The sequence below is a fragment of the Paraburkholderia caffeinilytica genome (genome assembly GCF_046030355.1).
Lineage (GTDB): Bacteria > Pseudomonadota > Gammaproteobacteria > Burkholderiales > Burkholderiaceae > Paraburkholderia > Paraburkholderia caffeinilytica_B.
In genome coordinates, this window is sequence record NZ_JAQQCQ010000034.1 from 15,841 (window position 1) to 41,880 (window position 26,040).

Genomic DNA, 26,040 nt, shown 5'->3' on the forward strand with positions numbered 1-26,040 from the left:
TAAGCACTTAGCCAGGCATAAACCCGCTATTTCGTGGTGAATAGCATCCTGAACCCCTCAAAGCATCCTAATATCAAGGCAAACTGAAAAACGAGGGGGGAAGCCATCATGTATCGTCATCGTTCGCTGGGGGTCGTGACAGGCGCGTCGCCGCTCGCAAGCGTCGACGTGTTGAGCCGGATGACCATGGCCTGGCGCCGGCCCGGCGCGGCCAGGCCATTCGATATCGTCCTCGAGCAGCAACCGTGGCAAGGACCGGCTTCGCTAAGCGCGGCGAGCGCGCCGTTCAAGATCCACGTGTTCGACACGATTCGCGCCTTCGAGAAACGCGGTGTCGATGCAATCGTCTTGCCGTGCTTCCTCAGTCACACCTTCATCGACGAACTCTCGGCGAACGTGACGCTACCGATCGCCGATCTCATGGCTGCGCTCCGCGCGCATGTGCGGCAAGCGTTTCCGTCGGTTCGCCGTATCGGTGTGCTGACTTCCGGCACGATCCGCAGTAACGGTCTCTTCGAGCGTTATTTCGACAGCGCGCAGTTCGACGTGCTGCATCCGCATAACGATGAGGGCGGCGATCGCGTAACGCGTGCCGTGTTCGGTGACGACGGCATCAAAAGCGGCCAGCTATACGGCCAGCCGGTCGAGTTGCTGCGCGCGGCTTGTGCGGACCTCATTGCGCAAGGCGCCGAGATCATCGTGCCCGGGCTCGCCGAAATCGCCATGGTGGCGCGCGCGCTCGGCATGCAGGAAGTGCCGTTCGTCGATAGCAGCCTGGTCTACGCGCGCTACGTCGCGGCGGCGCAATATGCGCAGCCGGCGCGGCGTTTCAAGGTCGGTGTGCTGGGCGGCGTCGGCCCGGCGGCGACTGTCGATTTCATGGCGAAACTGGTGCGCAATACACCGGCCGCACGCGACCAGGATCACATCAAGGTGATGGTCGAGCAGAATCCGCAGATTCCGGATCGCACTGACGCGCTGCTCGGCAACGGCGACGATCCGACGCTCGCGCTGTATGCCGCCTGCAAAACGCTCGAAGAGGGCGGCGCCGATCTCATCGCGATTCCGTGCAATACGGCGCATGCGTTCGTCGAACGGATTCAGCCGTCGTTGACCATTCCGATCATCAATATGCTGACCTGTACCGCTGATTATCTGCGCGAGACGTTTCCGGGCCTGCGCGGAGTCGGTGTGCTGGCGACCTCAGGCACGCTGGCGAGCGGCGTCTATGAAAAGGCGCTTGCAGCGTGCGGTTTCGCCCAGATCGCGCCGGCCGAGGCCGCCCAGGCCCGGCTCATGAACGCGATATACGGGGCCCGCGGCGCCAAGGCGGGCTATACGTCGGGTGAGTGCTGTGACGACGTCGCCGCGGCGGTGGATGATCTGGTCGCGCAAGGCGTGCAGGTCATCGTGCTGGGCTGCACCGAATTGCCGCTGCTGTTGCGCGGTTCGACGCTGGCGCGGCCGGGCGAGCGGGCAGTGCAGCTTGTCGATCCCACCGAGGTGTTGGCAAAACGTTGCGTGGCATATGCGCTGGGCGAAAGCGGCGCGGTGAGTCTGGGCAGTGCGCGAAGCGCGTCCGGCCGCGTATTTCCTGCGCGCGCCAGCGCGATCTGAACGATCGATCTGGCTGCTGCCGCCGGCGATCCAGCAGATGTTGCCCCGCGACTATCGGCAAGCTGGTTACATTAGCGACCGCCTTGCAAAACCTGTATAAATATACAGTACAATATCCCCCTGCAACCTGGGCCTTTGGCGCGTCTTCCCGTTGGCTCGGGCACACTGAACTTGCGCGGTCGCGAGGCGTCCGTGAGCGGTGGTCAACTCATTCAGACGGTCGGGAAAATTGGCATCTAACGGAATTATTCGCATTCGCGGCGCGCGCCAGCACAACCTGAAGAACGTCGATCTCGATGTAAAAACCGGCGAAATGACGGTTGTCACCGGGCCGTCCGGTTCCGGCAAATCGAGCCTCGTGTTCGACACGCTGTACGCGGAAGGGCAGCGGCGCTACGTCGAAACCTTCAGTGCCTACGCGCGGCAGTTTCTGGACCGCATGGACCGGCCGCAAGTCGACCGGGTCGACGGCGTACCGCCCGCCATCGCGATCGACCAGACCAACCCGGTGCGCAGTTCGCGCTCCACCGTCGGCACCATGACGGAACTCAACGATCACCTGAAGCTGCTCTATGCGCGAGCGGCCGAACTGTTCGATCGCAAGACCGCCCTGCAGGTGCGCCACGACACACCCGAAACGATTTACGCCGAGCTGGTCGCGCGCGCCGCGGAGCATGATCCGCGGCTGGCCGTCACGTTTCCGGTCGAGTTGCCGGAAACCGCGTCCGAGCAGGAAGTGGAGCAATGGCTCTCCGCGAGCGGTTACACGCGTGTGCAGGCGCAGCGCGAAGTCGACTCGCCCACCGGCAAGCGCAAGCTGCTCGACGTGGTGGCCGACCGCTTCCGTTTGAGCTCGGTCGACAAGCAGCGGGCGGTCGAAGCGATTGAGGCGTCGCTCAAGCGCGGCGGCGGCCGCGTCAATATTTACGTGCTGCCGGCAGCGCCCGATGCGCCCGAAGCGAATCCTCCCGAGCCCCAAATCTGGCGTTTCTCCACCGGCCTGCACAGCCCCGAGAGCGACCTGCGCTATGCGGATCCCCAGCCGGCGCTGTTCTCGTTCAATTCGGCCTACGGCGCGTGTGAAGTCTGCCGCGGTTTCGGCCGCGTGATCGGCGTCGACCTCGGTCTGGTGATTCCCGACGCGCGCAAGACACTGCGCGACGGCGCGATCAAGCCGATGCAAACGCCGGCCTGGAAAGAGTGCCAGGACGACCTGATGCGCTATGCGGCGAAGGCCGATATCCGTCGCGGCACGCCCTGGGGCGAGTTGACGGACGCCGAGCGCGACTGGGTCATCAATGGCTCGCCGGACTGGAACGGCAAGTGGCAGAGCCATTGGTACGGCGTCAAACGCTTCTTCGAATATCTGGAATCGAAAGCGTACAAGATGCACATTCGCGTGTTGCTGTCGAAATACCGCAGCTATACGCCGTGCGAAACCTGCGGCGGCGCGCGTCTAAAAACGGAATCGCTGCTGTGGCGTCTCGGCAGCAAGCAGAATGCGGACGAGGTGCTGGCGCCGGAGAAACGCTTCATGCCGCGCGGCGTCGAGTGGACGCGTGCGCAACTCGAGTCCTTGCCGGGTCTGACCGTGCACGACCTGATGCTGATGCCGATCGAGCGCATCCGGCGGTTCTTCGACGAGATCAGCCTGCCTAGCGCCTTGCTCGACGACGCACTCAAGCTGTTGCTCGCCGAAGTGCGCACGCGCCTCAAGTATCTGTGCGATGTCGGCCTCGGGTATCTGACGCTCGATCGGCAAAGCCGCACGCTGTCGGGCGGCGAGGTGCAGCGGATCAACCTGACCACGGCGCTCGGCACGTCGCTGACCAAAACCCTGTTCGTGCTCGACGAACCGAGCATCGGGCTGCATCCGCGCGATCTGAACCGGATCGTCGAGGCAATGCATCGGCTGCGCGACGCGGGCAATACGCTGGTGGTGGTCGAGCACGATCCCTCGGTGATGCTTGCGGCGGATCGCCTGATCGACATGGGCCCGGGGCCCGGTGAACGTGGCGGCTCGATCATTTACGACGGCGCGCCGGAGGCAATCCGCTCGTCCGGCACGCTGACCGGCGAGTACCTGGGTGGCCGCCGGCATGTGGCGGACGCGGCGCACTGGTCGCAACGTCCGGTGGACGCGAGTACGCCGCGCATCGTGCTCGAGGGCGCGACCGAACACAATCTGCGCGACGTTACCGTCGAGATTCCGCTGCAGCGGCTCGTTTGTGTGACGGGTGTATCAGGCTCCGGCAAGTCCACCCTGCTGCAGGATGTTTTGTATCCGGCCATGGCGCGCCACTTCGGTCTCGCCACCGAATCGCCCGGTGCATTCAGGAGCCTGACGGGCGCCGACCAGGTCACAGACGTCGTGTTTGTCGACCAGTCGCCGATCGGCAAGACCGCGCGCTCGAATCCCGCCAGCTACGTGGGCGCTTTCGACGAAATCCGCAAGCTTTTTGCCAAGGCGCCGCTTGCGCAGCAACGCGGTTACGGCCCCGGCATGTTCAGCTTCAACTCCGGAGACGGGCGCTGCCCGACCTGCGGTGGTTCGGGCTTCGAGCACATTGAAATGCAGTTCCTGAGCGACGTCTATCTGCGCTGCCCGGACTGCGATGGGCGCCGCTATCGCGCAGAACTGCTCGAAGTCAAAATCGAGCGTGGCGAGCCGGCGCGTGCTTTGAGCATTGCCGACGTGCTGGAGTTGACGGTGAGCGAAGCCACCGCCTACTTCGCCAAGGATGCCGAAGTACTGCGCGTGCTGCAGCCAATCGTCGACGTGGGTCTCGAATACGTGAAACTCGGCCAGCCGGTGCCGACGCTGTCCGGCGGTGAAGCGCAGCGCCTCAAGCTGGCCGGGTTCCTCGCGGAATCGGCGCAGGCGCGCACCGCGCGCAGCGCGAAGCAGCCGGTTGCAAAACGCCTGTTCATGTTCGACGAGCCGACCACCGGCCTGCATTTCGACGACATCGCCAAGCTGATGCAGGCGTTCGGCAAACTGCTGGCGAGCGGCCATTCGCTGATCGTGATCGAACACAATCTCGACGTGATCCGTGCGGCCGACTGGCTGATCGATCTCGGCCCAGAAGGTGGCGACGGCGGTGGCCGGGTGCTATGCGCGGGCACGCCGGAAGACGTCAAGCTTTGTCCCGAATCGCATACCGGTGAGGCACTGCTGCAATACGACCGTGCCATGAACGCAGCGGCCGAACCGGCGTCGCAGGGCATTCCGCTGCAAAAGGCGCTGAGCGCGGCGCGTGCGCGGCGGGTGATCGAAGGCGAAGACGTGGTGCGTATCGTCAATGCACGCGAGCACAATCTGAAATCGCTGGATGTGGATATTCCGCACGGCAAATTCAACGTGATTACCGGTGTATCCGGTTCGGGCAAGTCCACGCTGGCCTTCGACATTCTGTTCCACGAAGGGCAGCGCCGTTACCTCGAATCGCTGAACGCGTATGCGCGGTCCATCGTGCAACCGGCCGGTCGGCCCGAGGTCGACGCGGTGTATGGCATTCCGCCTACGGTTGCGATCGAGCAGCGTTTGTCGCGTGGCGGTCGCAAGAGTACCGTGGCGACCACGTCGGAAGTGTGGCACTTTCTGCGTCTGCTGTATGTGAAGCTCGGTCTGCAGCATTGCATTCACGACGGCACACCGGTCACGTCGCAGAGTGTCGAATCGATCGCGGCGCAATTGCTGCGCGATCACAAAGGGCAACACGTCGGTTTCCTCGCACCGCTCGTCGTGAACCGCAAGGGCGTCTACACCGATCTCGCCAAGTGGGCGAAAGCACGCGGCAATACGCATCTGCGTGTGGACGGCGAGTTCGTGCCGGTGGACCCATGGCCGAAACTCGATCGTTTCCGCGAGCACACCATCGAGCTGCCGGTGACCGACCTCGTCGTATCGCCTGATAAGGAGGCGGAACTGCGCCAGGCGCTCGACCAGACGCTGGAAATCGGCAAGGGCGTCATGCATCTTCTGGCGCCGCTCGACGGTTTGCACGACGCGATCAGCGGCGGCCGGCCCACGGCGAAACTCGGCGCGGTGAAGGTACTGTCCACCAAACGTGCCTGCCCGGTATGCGGCACGAGTTATCCCGAACTCGACCCGCGCATGTTTTCGTACAACAGCAAGCATGGCTGGTGCACTACGTGCGTCGGCACGGGCCTCGCGCTGACGCGCGAACAACGCGCGGCGTATGACGACACAGTGGTCGTGGACGACAACCGTGGCCGCGAGCAGAGCTTGCCTTCCGAGGAGCAGGAGCCGGAAGGTCTCGTCGACGAACCATGTGCGGATTGCGGCGGCACGCGTCTGAACCCAACCGCACGCGCGGTCACGTTCGGCGAGCAGGCTATCGTCGACGTCGCGCAATGGACCGTGTCCGATACGCGCGCGTGGATCGACACGCTGGAGATGAGCGGTCGGGACGCGGAAATCGCGCGCGACGTGGTCAGCGAAATCGGCAGCCGCCTGCAATTTCTTGAAGAAGTCGGGCTCGGTTATTTGAGTCTCGATCGGGCAGCGCCGAGCCTGTCGGGCGGCGAAGCGCAGCGCATCCGGCTCGCCGCGCAACTGGGCAGCAATTTGCAAGGCGTGTGCTACGTGCTCGACGAGCCGACCATCGGCCTGCATCCGCGCGACAACCAGATTCTGCTCAACGCCCTGCGCAAGCTAGGCGAAAAGGGCAATACGCTGGTGGTGGTCGAGCATGACGAGGACACGATTCGGCGTGCCGATCACATCATCGATATCGGACCGGGCGCGGGCAAGCGCGGCGGCACGCTGGTTGCGCAGGGCAGTGTGGCCGATCTGTCGGCGCAACCCGATTCGCTGACCGGGCAGTTTCTGGCCCATCCTATCGTGCATCCGCTGCAGCCGCGTCGCAAGGTGGTTGCGCCGACCAAACGCGCGACCGCGGTGCCGGAGAACTGGTTGACGGTGCACGGCGGCAAGCTGCATAACCTGCAGAACGTCACCGTCGGCATTCCGCTTTCACGATTGGTGGCGGTGACGGGCGTGAGCGGCTCGGGCAAATCGACGCTCGCGCGCGACGTGCTGATGGCTAATTTGCTGGATGCGGTGGGGCGCTCGGTATTGTCGTCGCCGGCCACGCGGCGCGCGCGTGCGGCGGCCGAGACCCAGCCGGCGGCGAACCGGCGTTCGAGCGTGTTGGCGCGCACGGCGCCGCGTGCGCCGCTGAACGTCACCCATGCGTGGCAAGGGTGCGATGCAATCACGGGCTGGGAAACCATCGACCGTGTGCTGGAAGTCGATCAGACCCCGATCGGAAAAACACCGCGGTCGTGTCCGGCAACCTACATCGGCGTGTGGGATGCGATCCGCAAGCTGTTTGCCGGCACGCTCGAAGCGCGCGCGCGTGGCTATACGGCATCGCGTTTCTCGTTCAACACCGGCGAAGGACGTTGCCCCGCGTGCGAAGGGCAGGGCGTGCGTACCATTGGCATGAGCTTCCTGCCCGACGTGAAGGTGCCGTGCGACGTTTGCCACGGGCAGCGCTTCAACCCGGAGACGCTGGCGGTTACATGGCGCGGCAAGAATATCGGCGACGTGCTGACCATGGAAATCGACGAAGCCGTCGAGTTCTTCGCGCCGATTTCGAACATCGCACATCCGTTGCAATTGATGAAAGATGTCGGGCTCGGTTACCTGACGCTTGGGCAGCCGTCGCCAACGTTGTCGGGCGGCGAAGCGCAGCGCATCAAGCTCGTCACCGAACTCAGCAAGGTGCGTGACGACGTCACGCGCCGTGGTCAGAAGCCGCCACACACGCTGTATGTGCTGGACGAACCGACTGTCGGCCTGCATATGGCCGACGTCGCGAAGTTGATTCGCGTGCTGCATCGTCTTGCGGACGGCGGTCATAGCGTCGTCGTTATCGAGCACGATCTCGATGTGATTGCCGAAGCGGACTGGATCATCGATCTCGGCCCGGAAGGCGGTGTGGGGGGCGGCACCATTGTCGCTGCCACCGATCCGGAAGGATTGGCTCGCGTTGCCGCCAGTCACACCGGCGCGGCGTTGCGTCCTGTGCTCGCACGTACCCGGAACGACATGCCGGTTGTCGCGAGCGAGGGAACGAACGGGTGAGGCAGCGGGCGCAATGGGTTTTTGCGCCCGCTGCTCCGCTTTGCTCGTTGGCTCCGGAGGGTCTCGTTGCGCGGAATTGCGCGCATGCCAACCGCGCGTGGGTTCTCGTGGGCTCTGAAAGTCTCTTCGGCATCTTCGATGCGGATCGCATCGGGCATTATCGACGTCGTTAGCTATATGTAATTATTTGGAATAATTTTGTAATTATGAAAATGGCGTAATTGAAATGTGTATTTAGAGTGTCGTAAATACCGCTAAAAAGATTTTCAAACGCTGTTTTCCTTCTGCTATCTTCTCGCCTTCGACGCTGGCCTTCCGCCGACGCTCGACCAACACGTTAGACGACCTGTTCTCGATCTGTTCCGGTTGCGTGCAGTCATCGCAAAGGCCCGTCAGGCGGGCCTTTGCGCCGCGCACCGTTCATGATCCGTCGGCAGTTTGTGACGTGATATGGAAGCCCACAATCGCGGCTGCATCCCAATTAGCGAGCCGCCAAAGGCGCGCTCGCATCTGTTCGACACACGCTTATTCTTTTAAAGCGACGCCAATACGGCATTAGTTAGAGTGCTCTCTCTAAACTTAGTATGCTCCCATCAAAAAAAGTTTGACCCGACATTTTTTGTCCTGCTATTGTTGCCTCCCATGAAACGCAGGTGACAAACGCGCAAAAAGTTCAGAAACGCCAGCGCGCTTCGATCAACTTGTCTTCAGCATGTTCATGCCAGACGGAAATGAGCGGCTCGAATTTAATCTATTAGTAGTTCTACTTAGATGCTTGTTCGGCTGATCTGACGTGCCGTCGCGGCGTCTCATTGCTATACCCGCGCCAGCGCCACAGAGTTGGGCCCTGCGGCATAAATTTTGGATTGCGAATCAAAGATCAGGGCGATGAATGAGATTGCCTGAAGTGAACGTTGTTTGCGATATGTAAGCGCACTGCAGTTACAGAAATGGACGGTTCACGCCGGAGGAGTAAAGGTGGGTACGAAAGTCGAAGGGCAATTTCCGGCAGCGACGGCCCGTATGGAGAGGCCAGGACGCCCGCGTGAGTTTGGGCGCAAGCAGCAAAACCCAGTACGCCGCTTTGGCGGTATCGCAGTTGTTCTGCTCCTGCACATTGTGCTGATCTATGCACTTATCAATGGCCTTGCCACCAAGGTCGTGCAGGTCATCCAGCATCCTATCGAAACCAAGATCATCGAGCCGGTGAAGCCGCCTCCGCCGCCGCCGTTGCCCACCGTGCAATTGCCGCCGCCGAAGTTCGCACCGCCGCCGCCGCCGTTCGTGCCGCCGCCGGAAGTGCAGGTGCAAACGCCGCCGCAGCCGACCATCACGCACCAGGCTGCACCGGTCGTGTCGGCACCCGCCGTGGCGCCCCCCGCACCGCCGGCGCCTCCTGCGCCGAGCAAGCCCGTGAGCGCGGAAGTAGGGGTGGTGTGCCCGAACTCGGATCAGATCCGTTCGTCGATTCGCTACCCGAAGGAAGCGCAGGAGAACAACGTGACGGGTGATGTGCTGATTGAATTTGTAGTCGACCCGCAGGGCCATATTACGAATGAACGTGTTGCCAAGTCGTCGGACGATTCCTCGCTGGATCGCGCGGCCTTCAACGCGGTCAAGCAGTTCACGTGCGTTTCCCAAGGCCAGGCTGTCCGTGTGCAAGTTCCGTTCTCGTTTAACCTGAACTGAAACCCACGGCTGTTCGGTACCGGTAGCGATTTATCAGTCTTGGTTTAGAAGTTGTACTAATGAACTTGGAGCAGGCATGAAGAAGCGTACTCTCGCCGCATTGGCGGCAACCATGTTGTTCGCCGTAACCACGGTGGATACCTTTGTGGCACCGCAAATGGCCCACGCGCAAGCGAGCGACGCAACCGCGTCGGCTGCGGCGCCGGCTACCGCCGCACCGCAAACGGCCGCCCCGGCCGCAGACGAAGCAACCCCGCCGCCGGCGCCTGCCACGTCCGAAACCGTCAATAACCCGTACGGTCTCGGCGCGCTCTGGAAGAACGGCGACTTCGTTGCACGCTTCGTGCTGATTCTGCTGGTGCTCATGTCGATGGGCAGCTGGTACATCATGATCACCAAGTTCTTCGAGCAGTTCCGTGCGAACCGTCGCGCGAAGAGCGCCGACGAACAGTTGTGGACTGCGCCCTCGCTGGTCGAAGGCACGAAGCTGCTCGACGAAGCATCGCCGTTCCGCTTCATCGCCGAAACGGCCATCGAGGCAGGCGAGCATCACGACGAAGCATTGCTCGAAGCCGTCGACCGCAATACGTGGATCGATACCTCGGTCGAGCGTGCGATCACCAATGTGTCGAACCGTCTGCAAGATGGTCTGGCTTTCCTGGGTACGGTTGGTTCAACCGCGCCGTTCGTCGGTCTGTTCGGTACGGTGTGGGGGATTTATCACGCACTGACGGCAATCGGTATCGCCGGCCAGGCTTCGATCGACAAGGTCGCGGGCCCGGTGGGCGAGGCGCTGATCATGACCGCGATCGGCCTTGCCGTCGCCGTGCCGGCGGTGCTGGGCTACAACTTCCTGGTTCGCCGCAACAAGTCGGTGATGGAGCGTGTTCGTGCGTTCGGCGCACAACTGCACACTGTTCTGCTCGCCGGCAGCCGGCGTTCGGCACGCGCTTCGGCTCGTGAAGCAGCGCTGGTCCAATAAGCGGAGTCTGTCATGGCTATGAGCGTTGGGCAGGATGATAACGACGAGGTCATCTCCAGTATCAACACCACGCCGCTTGTCGATGTGATGCTGGTTCTGCTGATCATCTTTCTGATCACGATTCCGGTGGTGACACATACGGTGCCGGTGCAACTGCCGAAGGAGACGATCCAGCCGCTGCAGACCACGCCCAAAAGTATCGTCATTGCGGTCAACCACGACGGCGATTTCTTCTGGAACGAGAAGCAGGTGGATGCGCCTACGCTGTTGGCACGCCTGAAAACCGTCTCGGTCATGACGCCGCAGCCGGAAGTGCACGTTCGCGGTGACCAGAGCGCGCGTTATGAATTCATCGGCCGGGTCATTACCGAGTGCGAGCGCGCCGGTATTGCCAAGGTTTCGTTTATTACTGAGCCGCCTGCGCGCGGCGGCTAGCTTTGCATGGGATCGGACTAAGAGCTTTGCATGGGGCCGGAGTAAGAGCTTTGCATGGGGCCGGAGTAAGAGCTTTGCATGGGGCCGGAGTAAGCGCTAAAGCGCCAACTCCGGCCGACAGCTAAAGCGCCAACTCCGGCCGACAGCTAAAGCCCCAAGTCCGATCGACAGCTTTGCATGGGATCAGACTAAGTGCTAAAGCACCAAGTCTGATCGACAGGAGATGATGATGGGGATGAACGTATCTTCGGGCGGTGGCAGTTCTGAACCGGATGTGATGGTCGATATCAACACCACGCCACTGATCGACGTGATGCTGGTGCTGCTGATCATGTTGATCATCACGATTCCGATTCAGACGCACGCCATCAAGATGAACTTGCCGGTCGGCAATCCGCCGCCGCCGATCACGCAGCCGGAAGTGGTGCAGATCGATATCGACTTCGACGGCACCACGACCTGGAACGGTCAGCCGGTGCCGAACCGCGCGGCGCTCGAATCCAGGCTTGCGCAGGTGGCGGCCGAACCGGTCCAGGCGGAAATCCATCTGCGGCCCAACAAGCTGGTGCCGTACAAGGATGTCGCAGCGGTGATGGCATCCGCGCAACGACTGGGCGCGACGAAAATCGGCCTGATCGGCAACGAGCAATACATGCAATAGGGAAGTGGAATGCTAACGATCCATCAACGGTTCAAGCGCGCCGTCATTGCGGGCGCTATCGCAGGGCTGTCCGCGCTCGTCGTGCTGCCGGTCACGTCTCATGCTGCCGACACCTTGCGGCCGGATGTGGCGAAGCCGCTGAACGCCGCGCAGGATCTGTATCGCGCGCACAAGTATAAGGACGCGTTGACGAAGATCGATCAGGCCGACGCCGTGCCGGGCAAAACGCCCTACGAAAGCTACATGATTCAGGAGATGCGCGGCGCGGCTGCTGCGGCGGCCGGTGAATCGGGTGTGGCGGCCCAGGCCTACGAAACCTTGCTGGCTTCAGGGCACCTGACCGGTGCTGACGAGCAGCGCACCAGCGCGGCGCTCGCAGGCATCTACTTTCAGCAGAAAAACTACGCCCAGGCCGCGAAGGTCGCGCAGCGTTATCTGAAGTCGGGCGGCAGCGATCCCGACATGCGCACTTTGCTTGTGCAGTCTTATTACCTGTCAAACGATTGCGGCAGTGTGGTGAGCCTGCTCAAACCAGGTATCGATGCGCAAGTGCATGCGGGTCATGTACCTGACGAGTCGCAACTGCAATTGCTCGGCACGTGCGCGCAACGCGTGAAAGATGACGCGACGTACCGCAGCACGCTCGAAAAGCTGGTTGCCTATCATCCGAAGCAATCGTACTGGGACGATCTGTTCAACGCGATTCGCAGCAAGCCCGGCTATTCGTCGGCGTTGGATATCGACACGTTCCGCCTGCGTCGTGCGACCGGTTCGCTCAGCACCGCTGACGACTACATGGAGATGACGCAGTTGGCGATTGTGGCTGGCACCACAGCCGAAGGTAAGCAGGTCATCGATCAAGGTTTCGCGTCAGGCGTTCTGGGTCACGATGCGCAGGCAGATCGCGAGAAGCGTCTGCAGGCACTCGCCGCGAAACGGGCGCAAGCGCCGGCCGATCCTGCAAACCCCGTTGCGCCAGTCGACGCCGGCTTCAATCAGGTCTTTGCGGGCCAGGCCAAACAAGGCCTGACAGCCATGGACGCTGCAATCGCGAAGGGCGGAATCGATCACCCGGACCAGGCGCAATTGCATCTGGGCGAGGCGTACTACATGGCGGGTGATAAAGCACGTGCAGTGCAAACCTTCCGTGCCGTGAAGGGTACTGACGGTTCGGCCGACCTCGCCCGTTTGTGGGTGCTGGTGGCGTCGAAGTAACGGTACGCCGGTTCTGACATGTTTCTTTCTGCGAAGTGCCTTCCAGATATCCGCGCATCGAACCGGGAGGCACATTCTCACTGTATGACGCTCAGGCCGTCGTCAATAGACGGGTGTGGTTGCGCGCGCAACCAGCGCCCGGTTCGCCGCACGGTCGAAAGTGTCCCGGGAATCGCAATGATTGAGTCATTCATCGCGGCAACTCGCCCGGCATATGGCGCATGTCGTAGGGAGGATGTTGCACTCAATGAAACATAATTTGGTTATATCAAACTAATTTTGACTACGGGATTCTGTCTTGCTATGGTTTTGCCACTCGATAACAAGGCACAGGTCGCAGTTTCTATAGGAAGTAAAGTCCGCGCGCTTCGCCAACGACTCAAGCGCACGCTGGATGAAGTGGCAACCACAGCGGGAATTTCCAAGCCCTTTCTGTCGCAGGTGGAACGAGGTCATGCAACGCCTTCGATTACATCGCTGGTGGGCATTGCCCGGGCTTTAGGTGTGACGGTGCAGTATTTCGTCGACACGCCAACCGAAGACAGGTCGGTGCGCAGAGGGAACGAGCTGAAGTACTTCGGGTTCGACGGAACCGCGAATCGATTTGGACGGCTGACGAACCTGTCGGTCGGCAGCAAGCTGGAAGTGATTCTCGTCAGGATGCCCGTTGGACAGAACCCGTCGGAAGTCACGACGCATGCGGGGGAAGAGTTCTTGTATGTAATGAGCGGCCAGATATCGCTCACATTAGAAGGTACAACGTTCGTATTGCAGGCCGGTGACACCGCGCATTACGAGTCCACTGTGCCTCATGCCTGGTGCAATACCGCCCGCGAAGAAGCGGTGGTCGTCTGGGTTGGTACGCCAAGATTGTTCTAGATGCCGTTGCTCCATGCTTTCGTCGAAAGCGGTCACGGCGTATTTGTAAGCATGACTTAAGGTTTAGTCGGAAATTGATCTGGTTGGAAGTGCATTGCCTCAATAACCAGAATCCGAAGCATTAGAAGTGAAAACATTTAGAAAGCGCTGCGCATTTCGTTTGTAATAAATAAGTAGTCCGATGTTGAAGTATCTGAAGTGTCCCGTCTCCCTCTGTACTTGCAATCCGGTGTGCTGTAGACCGGATTGCAAGGCAATGGGAGCGGGTCAGCTTTAACGGAGCGCGGCGCACGATCGCCGTATATCGAGTGGGGAGGTTCACAAGACCTCTCTTCACACACACAGCTGTGGCCTTAATTGACGAGCGGGAAGGGGAAAAATGAAACAAAGGGCATTGGCGCTGGCCGTCAAAAGAATAATCTGGGCTGAACTGGCATTGTCAGCCGCAATCGTCGTACCGGCGTTTGCGCAGAGCCAGCCGGCCACCACCGGAACCGCGGCAGGTGCGACGACGGAGAGCGCGCCCGCTGTGGCGGCAGCGCCGGCATCGGGCACTGCCGCAACACCGTCTGCGGATAACAACACGGCGACGCCGGGTGGCAAAAACGTTCAGCAGCTGAAGAAATTCGAAGTGACCGGGTCGCTGATTCGCAGTTCCGACAAGGTTGGCTTCAACCAGGTTCAGACGGTTACGCAGAAAGACATTCAGAATAGCGGCGCCACAACCGTCGCCGATTTTCTGCGTACGACGTCGGCCAACTCTGCGAATAGCTGGAGCGAAGGTCAGTCCGGCAACTTCGCCGCAGGCGCCGCGGGTATCGCCCTGCGCGGTCTCAGCGAGAAATACACGCTTGTGCTGGTGGATGGACAGCGCGTTGCGCCGTTCGCGTTCTTCTCGAACAGCGTCGACTCCTTTTTCGACCTGAACACGCTGCCGTTGAACTCCATCGACCGCATCGAAATCGTGAAGACCGGCGCCGTGTCGCAATACGGCTCGGACGCGATTGCGGGCGTGGTCAACATCATCACGAAGCACGACTTCCAGGGGCTGCAACTCGACGGCAGCTATGGCAGTGCCATCAACGGCGGCGGCGGTGCCGGTACGACCAAGTTCGGCGTGCTGGGCGGCTTCGGTGATCTCAACTCAGATCGCTTCAACGTAACGGCTGCGGCGAGCTACTACAAGTCGAATGGCTTTACGCTCGCAGACCGCGATTCGACACGCAACCAGGATTTCACGAATCAGGCGGGCGGCCTGTCGTTGCTCGCGCCGTCGTACTGGAATATGCCTGACGGCAGCGTGCAGGCATTGAGCGGTTGTCCGTCCGGCGGTTCGGTGCGTCCTGCAGCCACCAACTCGTTGACTGCTGGTTCGGCGGGTACGGTGTGTGGCTTCAACACCGCCGAAGGCACGTCCATCGCGCCGATGACCGAGCGTCTGAACGCGAAGCTTCACGCTGACTTCAAGATCAACGATACGACGACGGCATTCGGCGACTTCCTGATCAGCAGCAACTCCACCACCACCAACGACGGTCTGTGGGGCAACGTGGTCGGCAATCCGCAGAACCCGACGCTGGTGCTGAATCCGCAGACGAAGCTGCTTACGCCGTTTAGCACGGTGGTGCCGGCGAGCAACCCGTACAACCCGTTCGGCGTGGCCACCCCGCTCACGTATGCTTTCCCGAACTCGGTATCGGAAATGACGGATTCCGTCTACTGGCGCGCGTCCACGGGCGTCAAGGGCTCGTTCGCCCTGCCGAATGGTGAGTGGGATTGGGCAACGTCCATCAGCCACTCGCAAAGCACGGTTTCGAACACCTACACGAACCAGCTGGACCCGACTGTACTGACCAACATCTATCAGAACGGGACACTGAATTTCGCAAATCCGTCGGCTACGCCCAACGCGTTCAGCGGCTTGTACAGGGATGCGAACAACCTGGGTGTCTCGAAGCTCGATACCGTTGACGCGACGCTGTCCACACCGGAGCTCTTCCATCTGCCGGCAGGCGACGTGGGTCTCGGGTTCGGTGCACAGTTCACGCACCAGAGCGAAACGCTCACGCCGGGTGGGCCATTCGAAGACGGCCTGGTGATCAACCCGAATCTCCAGACGGTGAACGGCCAACGCAACGTTGCAGCCGTGTACTACCAGGTGGACATTCCGATTGTGCGCAACCTGACGTTCAGCCAGTCGGGCCGTTACGACCACTACAGCGATGTTGGTGGTGCATTCTCGCCGCGCTTTGCGCTTCGTTATCAGCCGGTTCAGGCACTCACGATGTACACCTCGTACAACCGTGGCTTCCGTGCGCCGACGTTCGTTGAAAACAGCAAGTCGCAAACGCTGGGTATCCAGGTGGACCCGAATACCGGTCTGAACTACACCTCGATCACGGAAGGCAATCCGGACCTGCAGGCGGAACGCACGCGTAACCTCAACATCGGCTTTGAGTTGTCGCCGACGCGTACGACCGATGTCGGCTTCGACTGGTACAAGATTCGCGTCGATCACGTGATCGGCCAGGGGGCACCTTCGTCGATTGTCACCGACCCCACATCGGGCGACGTGCTGTACAAGGTCATCCCGTACCAGAACCTCGGCTACCTCGACACGAACGGCTTCGAAGGCACGTTCCGCCAGGCGCTGCCGACGAAGGCCGGTACCTTCACCCTGTCGGGTGACTGGGCTTACGTGAACAGTTTCAAACTCGGCTTCCCGGGTGCTTCGCCGGTGAACGGTGCGGGTAACAACTTCACCCTCACGCAACCGTTCGGCGGCAGCTTCCCGCGCTGGAAGGGCAACACCACCCTGGACTGGACGTACCACAAGTTTGACGCAGCGTTGACGTGGCAGTTCACGGGGCCGTACGCGCAGAATCTGGCGGCTCAGCCCAACAAAGTGGGATCGTATAGCCAGTTCAACCTGATGATGACGTACACGGGGTTCAAGAACTGGACGATCTACGGCGGCATCGACAACATCTTCAATCGTACGCCGCCGTACGATCCGATCTTCGCGAACGGCACGTTGGATCAGAATGGCTACGACCAGTCGATCTACACGTATATTGGGCGTTTCGCGCAGATCGGCGCAACGTACAAGTTCTGAGGTCCCGGCAGTTGATCTGATGGAAACACCGCTCCGGTTCCGTTCGTGCGAGGAACCGGAGCGGTGTGCTTTGAGCGGCGACTCATCGTAGGGCGGCGCAGGCCGCCTGTCGCTGCAATGGGCCAGCGTGCGCGGGTAAAGCCAACCGGCTGTGCTCGTGACGCAGGACGAATCGCGCGCAGGTCACGAGCCGGTGCGCACTGTATGGACTGACGAAAAGAATGATGAATTCCGGACAGCTGCGCCTCTCCGACGCGATGGGATGTTTGCTCGGCGCAGTGCGCCGCGCCGCGCGCATCGGGTTCGCCGTTGCCGCTGCGCCTGGCCTGTTGGCGGTGTGCGGAGCGATCCCGATGGCGGTCGAGGCGAAGCCATCGATTTCACAGTACGACCAGCCGAAATATCCCGCGGATTTCACGCACTTCGACTATGCGAATCCCGACGCGCCCGCTAACGGTTCGCTCAGCTTCGAAAACTATAACGAACTGCAGACTTACGATTCGCTGAATCCGTTTCTGGTGCGTGGCGCGCCCGCGCCCGACATCCTCAATCTGATGTTCGATACGCTGATGCAGCGTAGCTGGGACGAACTGGCCTCCGAATATCCGCTGATCGCCGACGATGTCGACGTCGCCCCGGATCTGACGTCGGCGACGTTCCATATCAATCCCGCCGCACGCTTTTCGAACGGCGACCCGATCACCGCCGCCGACGTCAAATATTCGTACGACACCTTGACGAGTCCCCAGGCATCCCCGCTTTTCAATGCGCAGTTCTCGATCATTAAAAGCGCAACCGTGATCGACAGGAACACGATCCGCTTCGATTTCAAGCATCCGGAGCGCGATGCGCCGTTGATTGCCGGCGATCTGCCGATCTTCTCGCCGAAGTGGGGGATGCAGCCCAGCGGCAAACGGCCGTCATTCGATCAGATCTCTTCCACGCCACCGATCAGCAGCGGCGCCTATCTGATCGAGGCACGCAAAAACGACAAGCAGATCACGTATCGCCGCAATCCTGACTACTGGGCGGCGAATCTGCCGTCGCGGCGTGGCATGTTCCGCTTCGCGCGTATTACCTTCAATCTGTACCGCGACCACTACACGCAACTCGAAGCGTTCAAGGCGGGTGATGCGGACGTTATCGTCGAATACAGCGCGACACAGTGGGCGCGCAAATATGTCGGCAAGAACTTCGACAACGGGCTATTGAAGAAAGGCGAGTTCGCCGACGGTCCCGCGCAGATGCAAGGCATGTTGATGAACATGCGCAAGCCGATGTTCCAGGACCCACGCGTACGCCATGCCTTGACGCTGGCATTCGACTACGACTGGATGAACCGGATGATGTTTTACGGTCAATACCGGCGCACCAGCAGCTATTTCGAAGCAAGTCCATTTGGCGCAACCGGCATGCCGGGCGAGAAGGAACTGGCGCTGCTCGAACCGCTGCGCGGCAGTGTGCCGCCGGAAGTGTTCGGCCCGATGCTCAAGCAGCCCGACACGATTTCGCCGAATTCCTTGCGCGGCAATTTGCGCGTTGCACGCGATCTGCTGGCGCAGGCCGGGTGGCACTATCGTGATGGGGCATTGCGCGATGCCAACGGCACGCCGATGACGATCGAAATCATGGACGATCAACCCGGCATGGATCGTCTGATTCTGCCTTATATGCAGGCGCTCGAGATGCTTGGGATTCAGGCCCATATGCGCGAAATCGACAGCGCGTTGTACGAGAAGCGGCTGGATAATTTCGAGTACGACATGACCACCTTCATCTATCCGCCCGTCACCATTCCGGGGGCTGAACTGACGCGCCGTTTCGGCAGCGCGGCCGCGTCCGAAGTCGGCTCCGAAAACTATATGGGCATTCGTTCGAAGGCGATAGACTCGCTGATTCACTCCGCGCTGTCGGCGACCAATCTCGACGATCTGGAGGCCGCGACCCGCGCGCTGGATCGCGTGTTGATCTACTCGTTCTATCTGGTGCCGGAGTACTACGCGCCGGGCGCGCGCATCGGCTACAAGACCACCCTTGGCTTTCCGAAAACCGTGCCGAATTCCTACCTGTACGAAGACTGGGTCGTTGACTACTGGTACGCGAAAGCGCCAGGCGCCCCCGCTACGCAGCTAACGCCAGTGGCGCAATCCACACCTGCCACAACGGCGGCAGCCCATTAAGGAACCGCATGCTTGCCTACATTCTCAGACGATTGCTGTTGATGGTGCCGACCTTGCTCGGCGTGGTCACGCTAACCTTTGTCGTCACGCAGTTCGTACCGGGTGGGCCGGTCGAACAGGTGATGACGCAACTCCGCCACGGCGCCGGCCGTGGCGGAGAGGCGGGGTCGGGTGGCGGCGGCTATCACGGCAGCCAGGGTGTCGATCCGCAGCAGATCGAGCAGATCAAGAAGCAGTTCGGTTTCGACAAGCCGCCGCTCGAACGTTACGTGCTGATGCTCAAGCGTTACGCGACCTTCGATCTCGGCCAGTCCTACTATCAGCATGACAGCGTGTGGGACGTCATCAAATCGAAGCTGCCGGTGTCGATCACGCTCGGCTTATGGACGGTGATGCTCACGTATCTGATATCGGTGCCGTTGGGTATTGCGAAAGCGGTGCGCAACGGTTCGCGCTTCGACACCGTCACGAGTGTGCTGGTGCTCGCCGGCTATGCGATTCCTGGTTTCGTGCTGGGCGTGCTGCTGCTGATGCTGTTCGGTGGCGGCACGTTCTGGCAGGTGTTTCCAATGCGCGGCCTGACCTCGGACAATTTCAACGACCTCAGCCTGTTCGGCAAGCTGCTGGATTACCTGTGGCACATCGTGCTGCCGGTCACCGCTTCGGTAGTGGGCAACTTTGCCATCGTCACGATTCTCACCAAGAACACCTTCCTCGAGGAGATTGGACGTCAATACGTATTGACCGCACGCGCCAAAGGCGCGCCGGAACGCGACGTGCTATGGAAACACGTGCTGCGCAATGCCGCGATTCCGTTGCTGACCGGCTTGCCGGCGGCTTTCGTCGGCGCCTTCCTGAACGGCAATCTGCTGATTGAAACCCTGTTCTCGCTCGACGGCATGGGTCAACTTTCGTATGACTCGGTGATTCGCCGTGATTATCCGGTCGTGCTCGGCTCGCTGTTTCTGTTCACGCTGATCGCCCTCGTAACCAAACTCATTGCTGACGTCTGCTATGTCCTCGTCGACCCCCGCATCCAATTCAACCGCCTGGACCGCTGATCAGTCCGGCGCGGCGCACGTGGCGTCGCCGTCTCCCTGGCGGCGCACCTGGCTGCGCTTCAGGCAGCAGCGGCTCGGTTACTGGAGCCTCGTGATCTTCGTATCGCTGTTCGTCATCAGCCTGCTCGGCGAGGTGCTGTCCAACGATCGTCCGTTGATCGTCCGTTACGAAGGGCACTATTACTTTCCGATCGTCAAAGACTATTCGGAGAAGATTTTCGGCGGCGATTTTCCGGCGCGCGCGAATTACCTCGATCCGTATATTCGTTCACGGCTCGAATCGAACGGCAACTTTGCGATCTATCCGCCGAATCATTTCCATTACGACACGATCGACTATTTCGCCGCGCATCCGTACCCGGCGCCGCCTACCCGAAGCAACTGGCTCGGCACGGATCAATACGGCCGCGACGTGCTGGCGCGGCTGCTGTACGGTTTCCGGCTCTCGGTGCTGATGGCGCTCGCGCTTACGGTATCCGGCGTGCTGATCGGCGTATTGACCGGCGCGGTGCAAGGCTTCTACGGCGGACGCACCGACCTGATCGGTCAGCGTCTGATCGAGATCTGGAGCTCGATGCCGGACCTGTACCTGCTGATCATCTTCGCGTCGATCTTCGAGCCCACGCTATGGCTGCTCTTCATTCTTCTGTCGATGTTCGGCTGGCTCGTGCTTTCCGATTACGTACGTGCCGAATTCCTGCGTAACCGTTCGCTGGATTACGTGAAGGCGGCGCGCACCATGGGCCTCTCGAACTGGCAGATCATGTGGCGCCATGTGCTGCCGAATAGCCTGACGCCGGTGATCACGTTTCTGCCGTTCCGCATGAGCGCGGCAATTCTGTCGCTGACCAGTCTCGACTTTCTCGGGCTGGGTGTGCCGCCGCCCACGCCGAGCCTTGGCGAATTGCTTCAGGAAGGCAAGAACAACCTCGATGCCTGGTGGATTTCGATTTCGGCTTTTGCCGCGCTGGTGATCACGTTGCTGCTGTTGACCTTCATGGGCGATGCACTACGCAATGCGCTCGATACGCGCAAACGCGGGTCGGCGTTCGGTGGAGGTCCGCGATGAGCGAAGCCAAACCGAACCGTCCGTTGCTCGAGATCGACCGCTTCTCCGTGCGTTTCGGCGACAAGATCGCGGTGCATGAACTCAGCCTCTCGATCGCGCGCGGCGAGCGCGTTGCGCTCGTCGGTGAATCGGGCTCCGGCAAGAGCGTGACCGCGTTGTCGATTCTGCGTCTCGTCGAACATGCCGATCTGAGCGGACGCATGCTGCTCGACGGCGAAGATCTGCTGCAGAAAACCGAGCAGCAGATGCGCGGTCTGCGCGGCGCCGACGTGGCCATGGTGTTTCAGGAACCGATGACGGCGCTCAATCCGCTCTTTACGATCGGCAAGCAGATCGCCGAGAGTTTGCGCCTGCACGAAGGCTTGCGGCCGAATGCTGCGCGCCAGCGCGGTATCGAGTTGCTCAGGCGTACCGGCATTCCCGAGCCGGAACGGCGCATCGACAGTTTTCCGCATCAACTGTCCGGCGGCCAGCGACAGCGCGCCATGATCGCGATGGCGCTCGCGTGCCGCCCACGCCTGCTGCTTGCCGATGAACCGACGACGGCGCTCGACGTTACCGTGCGTCAGCAGATCGTCGATCTGTTGATCGCGTTGCAGGAGCAGGAAGCGGCCGAGCGTGGCATGGCCGTCCTGCTGATCACGCATGACCTGAACCTGGTGAAGCGTTTCGCGCAGCGTGTCGCGGTAATGGAGAAGGGCGTATTGGTCGAAACCAATACGACCGAAGCGTTGTTCTCCAATCCACAGCATCCCTACACCCGGCGCCTGCTGGACAGTGAGCCGCAGCGCGCGGTGGAGCCGGTCGAGCCAGGTGCGCGGCGTTTGCTCGACGTGCAGGGACTCGCCGTCGACTACAGTACTTCCGCAAAAGGCTTGCGTTCCCTGTTCGGCCGTTCCACGTTCCGCGCGGTGCACGACGTCGACCTGAGCGTGCGGCGCGGTGAGACGCTTGGCATCGTGGGTGAATCGGGGTCGGGCAAATCGACGCTGGCGGCCACCGTGCTCGGCCTGCAGCAACCGGCCGCCGGCCATATCCATATCGACGGTTTGCCGCTTTCCACGCTGAAAACCGCGCGCTCGCGGCGGGCGTTGTATTCGCGCATGCAAGTCGTGTTTCAGGACCCCTTTGGTTCGTTGTCGCCACGCATGACCGTGGAGCAAATCATCGGCGAAGGGCTGACCATGCATCAGCCCGACATGGACGCACGGGCGCGGCGCGCTCGCATAGGCAGTCTGCTGGAAGAAGTGGGCATGCCCGCGGACGCCATGCTGCGCTATCCTCACGAGTTTTCCGGCGGGCAGCGCCAGCGTATTGCGATTGCGCGTGCGCTCGCGGTCGAGCCGGAATTGCTGGTACTCGATGAGCCGACCAGTGCGCTCGATGTATCCATCCAGAAACAGGTGCTGAATCTGCTGACAAATCTGCAGAAAAAGTACAAGCTAAGCTATTTGTTCATTACGCACGATCTGGCGGTGATGCGAGCCATGGCGCATCGCGTGATCGTGATGAAGTCGGGGCGCATCGTTGAAGCAGGCGACACACTCGATGTGTTGCACGCGCCGTCGCATCCTTATACCCAGTCGCTGCTCGCGTCGTCGCTGATCGTATCGCCGGCGGGGGCAGCGCAGACTCCTACGGGAATCGCCAATGATTGACGAACGTTGGGCGCAAGCCGCCCGGTCGCTTACAAGCCGTGCGGCGTTCTGGTCGCTGCGCATTGTCGATGAACAGATCGACGATCACGAGATCCGCAACGACATCGCGCAACCCATGCGCACAGTGCGCGATCGCGGTGCGATGCTGATCGCCTGGGTGGGCGCGGGCGCAGGCTATGCGGCCACCGCGAATCTGACCGCGGCCGGCTTGCAGGACGCGCTGGATCTCGCCACGGCCCGCGCGGAAGCGAGTGCGGCCTTGTCGCTGATCGACCATCGCGAAGTGGCGCACCCTGCGGTGAGCGGCCACTATGTATCGCCGAACGCGCAGTATGCGTTGCCGGGCCGCGCCGAATGGTTGGACCGCCTGAGCGTGGAATGCGCGGCTGCGAATCTCGATGCGCGCATTGTCGAACGCGTTGCGGCGGTGCAGATCACGCATACCGATCAGCTTTACATCACCAGCGACGGCGTGCGAATCGATCAGCAGTTCCAGTTCGTGATGCCGCAATTGAGCGTGGCCGCGCATGCGGACGGCGATACGCAGGTGCGGACCCTCGGCGGCAACTACGGCACCTTGGGGCAGGGCGGCATGGAAGTGCTGACGCGCTTCGGCTTCGACGGCTCGGGGGCGCGTGTCGCCAATGAAGCGCTGCAATTGCTGGCCGCGCCGAATTGCCCGTCAGGCAAGCGCGATCTGCTGCTGATGCCCGACCAGATGATGCTGCAGATTCATGAGTCGATCGGCCATCCACTCGAACTCGACCGGATCCTCGGCGACGAGCGCAACTTCGCCGGCTGGAGCTTCGTCAAGAAAGAAATGTTCGGCTCGTATCGCTACGGGTCGGAACTGCTGAACGTGACCTTCGACCCTGAACTGCGCGAGGAAGCCGCCGCGTACGCTTTCGACGACGACGGCACCGAAGCGAAAAAGCAATATCTGATCCGCGACGGCGTGCTTGAACGTCCGCTCGGCGGCGCGCTTTCGCAGCAACGCGCGCATATGGCGGGCGTGGCGAATTCGCGCGCGTCGAACTGGAACCGCCCGCCGATCGACCGGATGGCGAATCTGAACATCGAACCCGGCGAGCATTCGCTGGAGCAGATGATCGGCAACATCGAACACGGCATTCTGATGCGCACCAACACCTCCTGGTCGATCGACGACCATCGCAACAAATTCCAGTTCGGCTGCGAGTTCGGTCAACTGATCGAAAACGGCAAGCTCACCCAGGTCGTCAAACAGCCGAACTATCGCGGCATCTCGGCGAATTTCTGGCGCAGCCTGAGCGCGGTGGGGAATGCGGAGACGCGCGAGGTGTACGGCACGTCCATGTGCGGCAAGGGCGAACCGGCCCAGATCATTCGCGTCGGCCATGCCTCGCCGGCCTGCGTGTTCAGCAACATCGACGTGTTCGGAGGCGCTTGATGAGCCAATTCATCCCCTCGCGTTCCGCGCCGTCGATCGACTGGCAGCAGCATTTCACGTCGCTGGCCGATGCTATCGAACGCCTGCAGCAAGGCGCGGAAACCACGCTGAGTTCATTTGCCGGCGAGCAGTCCGACTTTATCCGCTTCAACCTGGGCCGGGTGCGGCAGATCGGCAGCGTGTCGCAAGGCAAGCTGACTTTGCGGCTGATCGACGGCGCCCGGCAGGCCTACTCGACGCTGACCGTTTGCGGCGATCTGCAACAGGACCTGGACGACGTGAGCGCGGCGCTCGCCACCTTGCGGGAAAGCCTGCGCGGGGCGGCGGACGATCCGCATCTGTTGTTCGACACGTCGCAATGGGCGCGCACCACGCAACGTTCAGGCAAGCTGCCGGAGCCGGACAGCTTGTTGCGCACCGTTGCCGAATGCGCGCAAGGGCTGGATTTCGTGGGCTTTTATGCGGGCGGCACGATCGTGCGCGGTTTCGCGTCCACGAGCGGCAGCCGCGGCTGGTACGAAGTCGATAACTTCAATTTCAGCTGGTCGCTCTACGACCCGAGCGGCCGCGCGATCAAAACCACTTACGCCGGCGACGACTGGAGCGACGCTGTTTTCGCGCGCAAGGTCGAGCTGGCCGCCGCGCGTTTGTCCGTGCTCGCGCGCACGCCGCGCACCTTGGCGCCGGGGCGTTATCGCTCGTATCTGGCGCCCGAGGCGCTCGCGGAACTGCTGGGCGTGACGGCATGGAGTGGTTTCTCCGCACGCGCCCAGGCCACGTCGCGCAGCGAGTTGTACAAGCTGCATGTGGGAGAAATCGTAGTCGACCCGCGCGTCACCATCAGCGAAGATCTGAACCTCGGCATTACACCCGGCTTCAACGACGACGGCTATTTGCGCGAAAGCGTCCCGTTGATCCAGGCCGGCCGCAGTGCCGGGCGCCTGACCAATGCACGCAGCGCGCGCGAGTACGGGTTGACGCCCAACGGTGCGCTGGCGAACGAGTCGCCGGCAGCGCTCTCCATGCAGGCGGGCGATCTGCTGGAAGAAGACGTGCTGGCGAAGCTCGATACAGGTCTCTACATCGGCAATCTCTGGTACGTGAATTTCTCGGACCGGATGAATTGCCGCCTGACCGGCATGACGCGCTTCGCGACCTTCTGGGTCGAGAACGGGCAGATCGTCGCGCCGCTGGAAGCCATGCGTTTCGACGACAGCCTGTACCGTCTGCTCGGCAGCGAACTCGAGCAACTCGGCGCACAAGCGGAATTGCTATTGAGCGACTCGACATGGGGCGAGCGTGCCACGGGCGGCATGCAATTGCCCGGCATTCTCGCGAGGTCGTTCGAATTGACGTTATGAGCCTATGAATCAAAACGTAGGAACACAATCTGAATCTGGGCGCTTGCCCGAGGGCCTGACGCTGCGCGCCTTGCGCGTGGCCGACGTGGAGCAATACCACGCGATGCTGCAGTTGCCGGCGGTGGTGAACGGCAATCCGCACGTGCCGTTTCAGACAATTGCCAGTACGCGCGAATATCTTGAGGAGCTCGCGGCCCCCGAAATCGCGATCGCGGCGATGGTGGGCGACACGCTAGTCGGTGAAGCGGAGCTCACGCCTTTTAAAGGGCGCCGCGCGCACGCCGCGTCGCTCGGCATTGGTGTACACGACGCATGGCACCGGCGCGGCATCGGCAACGCGTTGATGACCGAACTGCTCGATCTGGCCGATAACTGGCTCGGTCTGCGCCGCCTCGAGTTGCTCGTCTTCGCCGACAATCACGCGGCGCTCGCGCTTTACCGCAAGTTTGGCTTCGAGATCGAAGCGCATCAGCGTGGCGCCGTGTTGCGCCGTGGCATGCTGATCGATTGTTATTTCATGGCGCGGCTGCGTGAGGCGGCGCCGTGGATGTCGACCGCTGAGTAGCCAGCATCG

16 protein-coding genes are annotated in these 26,040 nt (G+C 61.4%); all 16 read left to right on the forward strand.

What is annotated here, in order from left to right; translation table 11 throughout:
- The first annotated feature begins 108 nt into the window (after positions 1-108).
- Positions 109-1,617 carry a cysteate racemase gene (cuyB, locus tag PQQ95_RS33410; RefSeq protein ID WP_408445831.1) on the forward strand — a complete coding sequence of 503 codons (1,509 nt, stop codon included), beginning with the start codon at positions 109-111 and terminating at the stop codon, positions 1,615-1,617.
- A gap of 199 nt (positions 1,618-1,816) precedes the next feature.
- Positions 1,817-7,732 (forward strand): excinuclease ABC subunit UvrA, encoded by a 5,916-nt coding sequence (uvrA, locus tag PQQ95_RS33415; RefSeq protein ID WP_408445833.1) that lies wholly within the window; start codon positions 1,817-1,819, stop codon positions 7,730-7,732.
- A 978-nt stretch (positions 7,733-8,710) separates the two neighbouring features.
- Positions 8,711-9,421: an energy transducer TonB gene (locus tag PQQ95_RS33420; RefSeq protein WP_408445835.1), complete on the forward strand. Its 711-nt coding sequence runs from the start codon at positions 8,711-8,713 to the stop codon at positions 9,419-9,421.
- Positions 9,422-9,497: 76 nt separating this feature from the next.
- Positions 9,498-10,403, forward strand: coding sequence for a MotA/TolQ/ExbB proton channel family protein (locus tag PQQ95_RS33425; protein ID WP_408445837.1), 906 nt, complete (start codon positions 9,498-9,500; stop codon positions 10,401-10,403).
- Positions 10,404-10,415: 12 nt separating this feature from the next.
- The gene (locus tag PQQ95_RS33430; RefSeq protein WP_310812341.1) at positions 10,416-10,838 is read left to right on the forward strand and encodes an ExbD/TolR family protein; all 423 of its coding nucleotides are present in this window, start codon (positions 10,416-10,418) and stop codon (positions 10,836-10,838) included.
- 229 nt (positions 10,839-11,067) lie between these two features.
- Entirely contained in the window at positions 11,068-11,499 is a 432-nt protein-coding gene (locus PQQ95_RS33435) for an ExbD/TolR family protein (protein ID WP_054043145.1), read from the forward strand.
- A 9-nt stretch (positions 11,500-11,508) separates the two neighbouring features.
- The gene (locus tag PQQ95_RS33440; protein ID WP_408445839.1) at positions 11,509-12,714 is read left to right on the forward strand and encodes a tetratricopeptide repeat protein; all 1,206 of its coding nucleotides are present in this window, start codon (positions 11,509-11,511) and stop codon (positions 12,712-12,714) included.
- Positions 12,715-13,017: 303 nt separating this feature from the next.
- On the forward strand, positions 13,018-13,593 hold the full coding sequence (locus PQQ95_RS33445; RefSeq protein ID WP_408445841.1) for a helix-turn-helix domain-containing protein: 576 nt from the start codon (positions 13,018-13,020) through the stop codon (positions 13,591-13,593).
- A gap of 379 nt (positions 13,594-13,972) precedes the next feature.
- Positions 13,973-16,708 (forward strand): TonB-dependent receptor, encoded by a 2,736-nt coding sequence (locus PQQ95_RS33450; RefSeq protein WP_408445844.1) that lies wholly within the window; start codon positions 13,973-13,975, stop codon positions 16,706-16,708.
- 224 nt (positions 16,709-16,932) lie between these two features.
- Positions 16,933-18,888, forward strand: a complete 1,956-nt coding sequence (locus PQQ95_RS33455) for an extracellular solute-binding protein (protein ID WP_408445932.1) — start codon at positions 16,933-16,935, stop codon at positions 18,886-18,888.
- Between the two features lie 8 nt (positions 18,889-18,896).
- Positions 18,897-19,949 (forward strand): microcin C ABC transporter permease YejB, encoded by a 1,053-nt coding sequence (locus tag PQQ95_RS33460; protein WP_408445846.1) that lies wholly within the window; start codon positions 18,897-18,899, stop codon positions 19,947-19,949.
- A complete protein-coding gene (locus PQQ95_RS33465; RefSeq protein WP_408445848.1) occupies positions 19,903-21,018 on the forward strand; it encodes an ABC transporter permease in 1,116 nt (371 codons plus the stop codon). Before PQQ95_RS33460 ends, PQQ95_RS33465 begins: the two co-directional genes overlap by 47 nt.
- Complete coding sequence (locus PQQ95_RS33470; RefSeq protein WP_408445850.1) at positions 21,015-22,676, forward strand: ABC transporter ATP-binding protein; 1,662 nt, start codon at positions 21,015-21,017, stop codon at positions 22,674-22,676. Before PQQ95_RS33465 ends, PQQ95_RS33470 begins: the two co-directional genes overlap by 4 nt.
- On the forward strand, positions 22,669-24,105 hold the full coding sequence (locus PQQ95_RS33475; protein WP_408445852.1) for a TldD/PmbA family protein: 1,437 nt from the start codon (positions 22,669-22,671) through the stop codon (positions 24,103-24,105). Before PQQ95_RS33470 ends, PQQ95_RS33475 begins: the two co-directional genes overlap by 8 nt.
- Complete coding sequence (locus PQQ95_RS33480) at positions 24,105-25,466, forward strand: TldD/PmbA family protein (protein ID WP_408445855.1); 1,362 nt, start codon at positions 24,105-24,107, stop codon at positions 25,464-25,466. Before PQQ95_RS33475 ends, PQQ95_RS33480 begins: the two co-directional genes overlap by 1 nt.
- A 4-nt stretch (positions 25,467-25,470) precedes the next feature.
- Positions 25,471-26,031: a GNAT family N-acetyltransferase gene (locus tag PQQ95_RS33485; protein ID WP_408445856.1), complete on the forward strand. Its 561-nt coding sequence runs from the start codon at positions 25,471-25,473 to the stop codon at positions 26,029-26,031.
- Positions 26,032-26,040 lie beyond the last annotated feature (9 nt).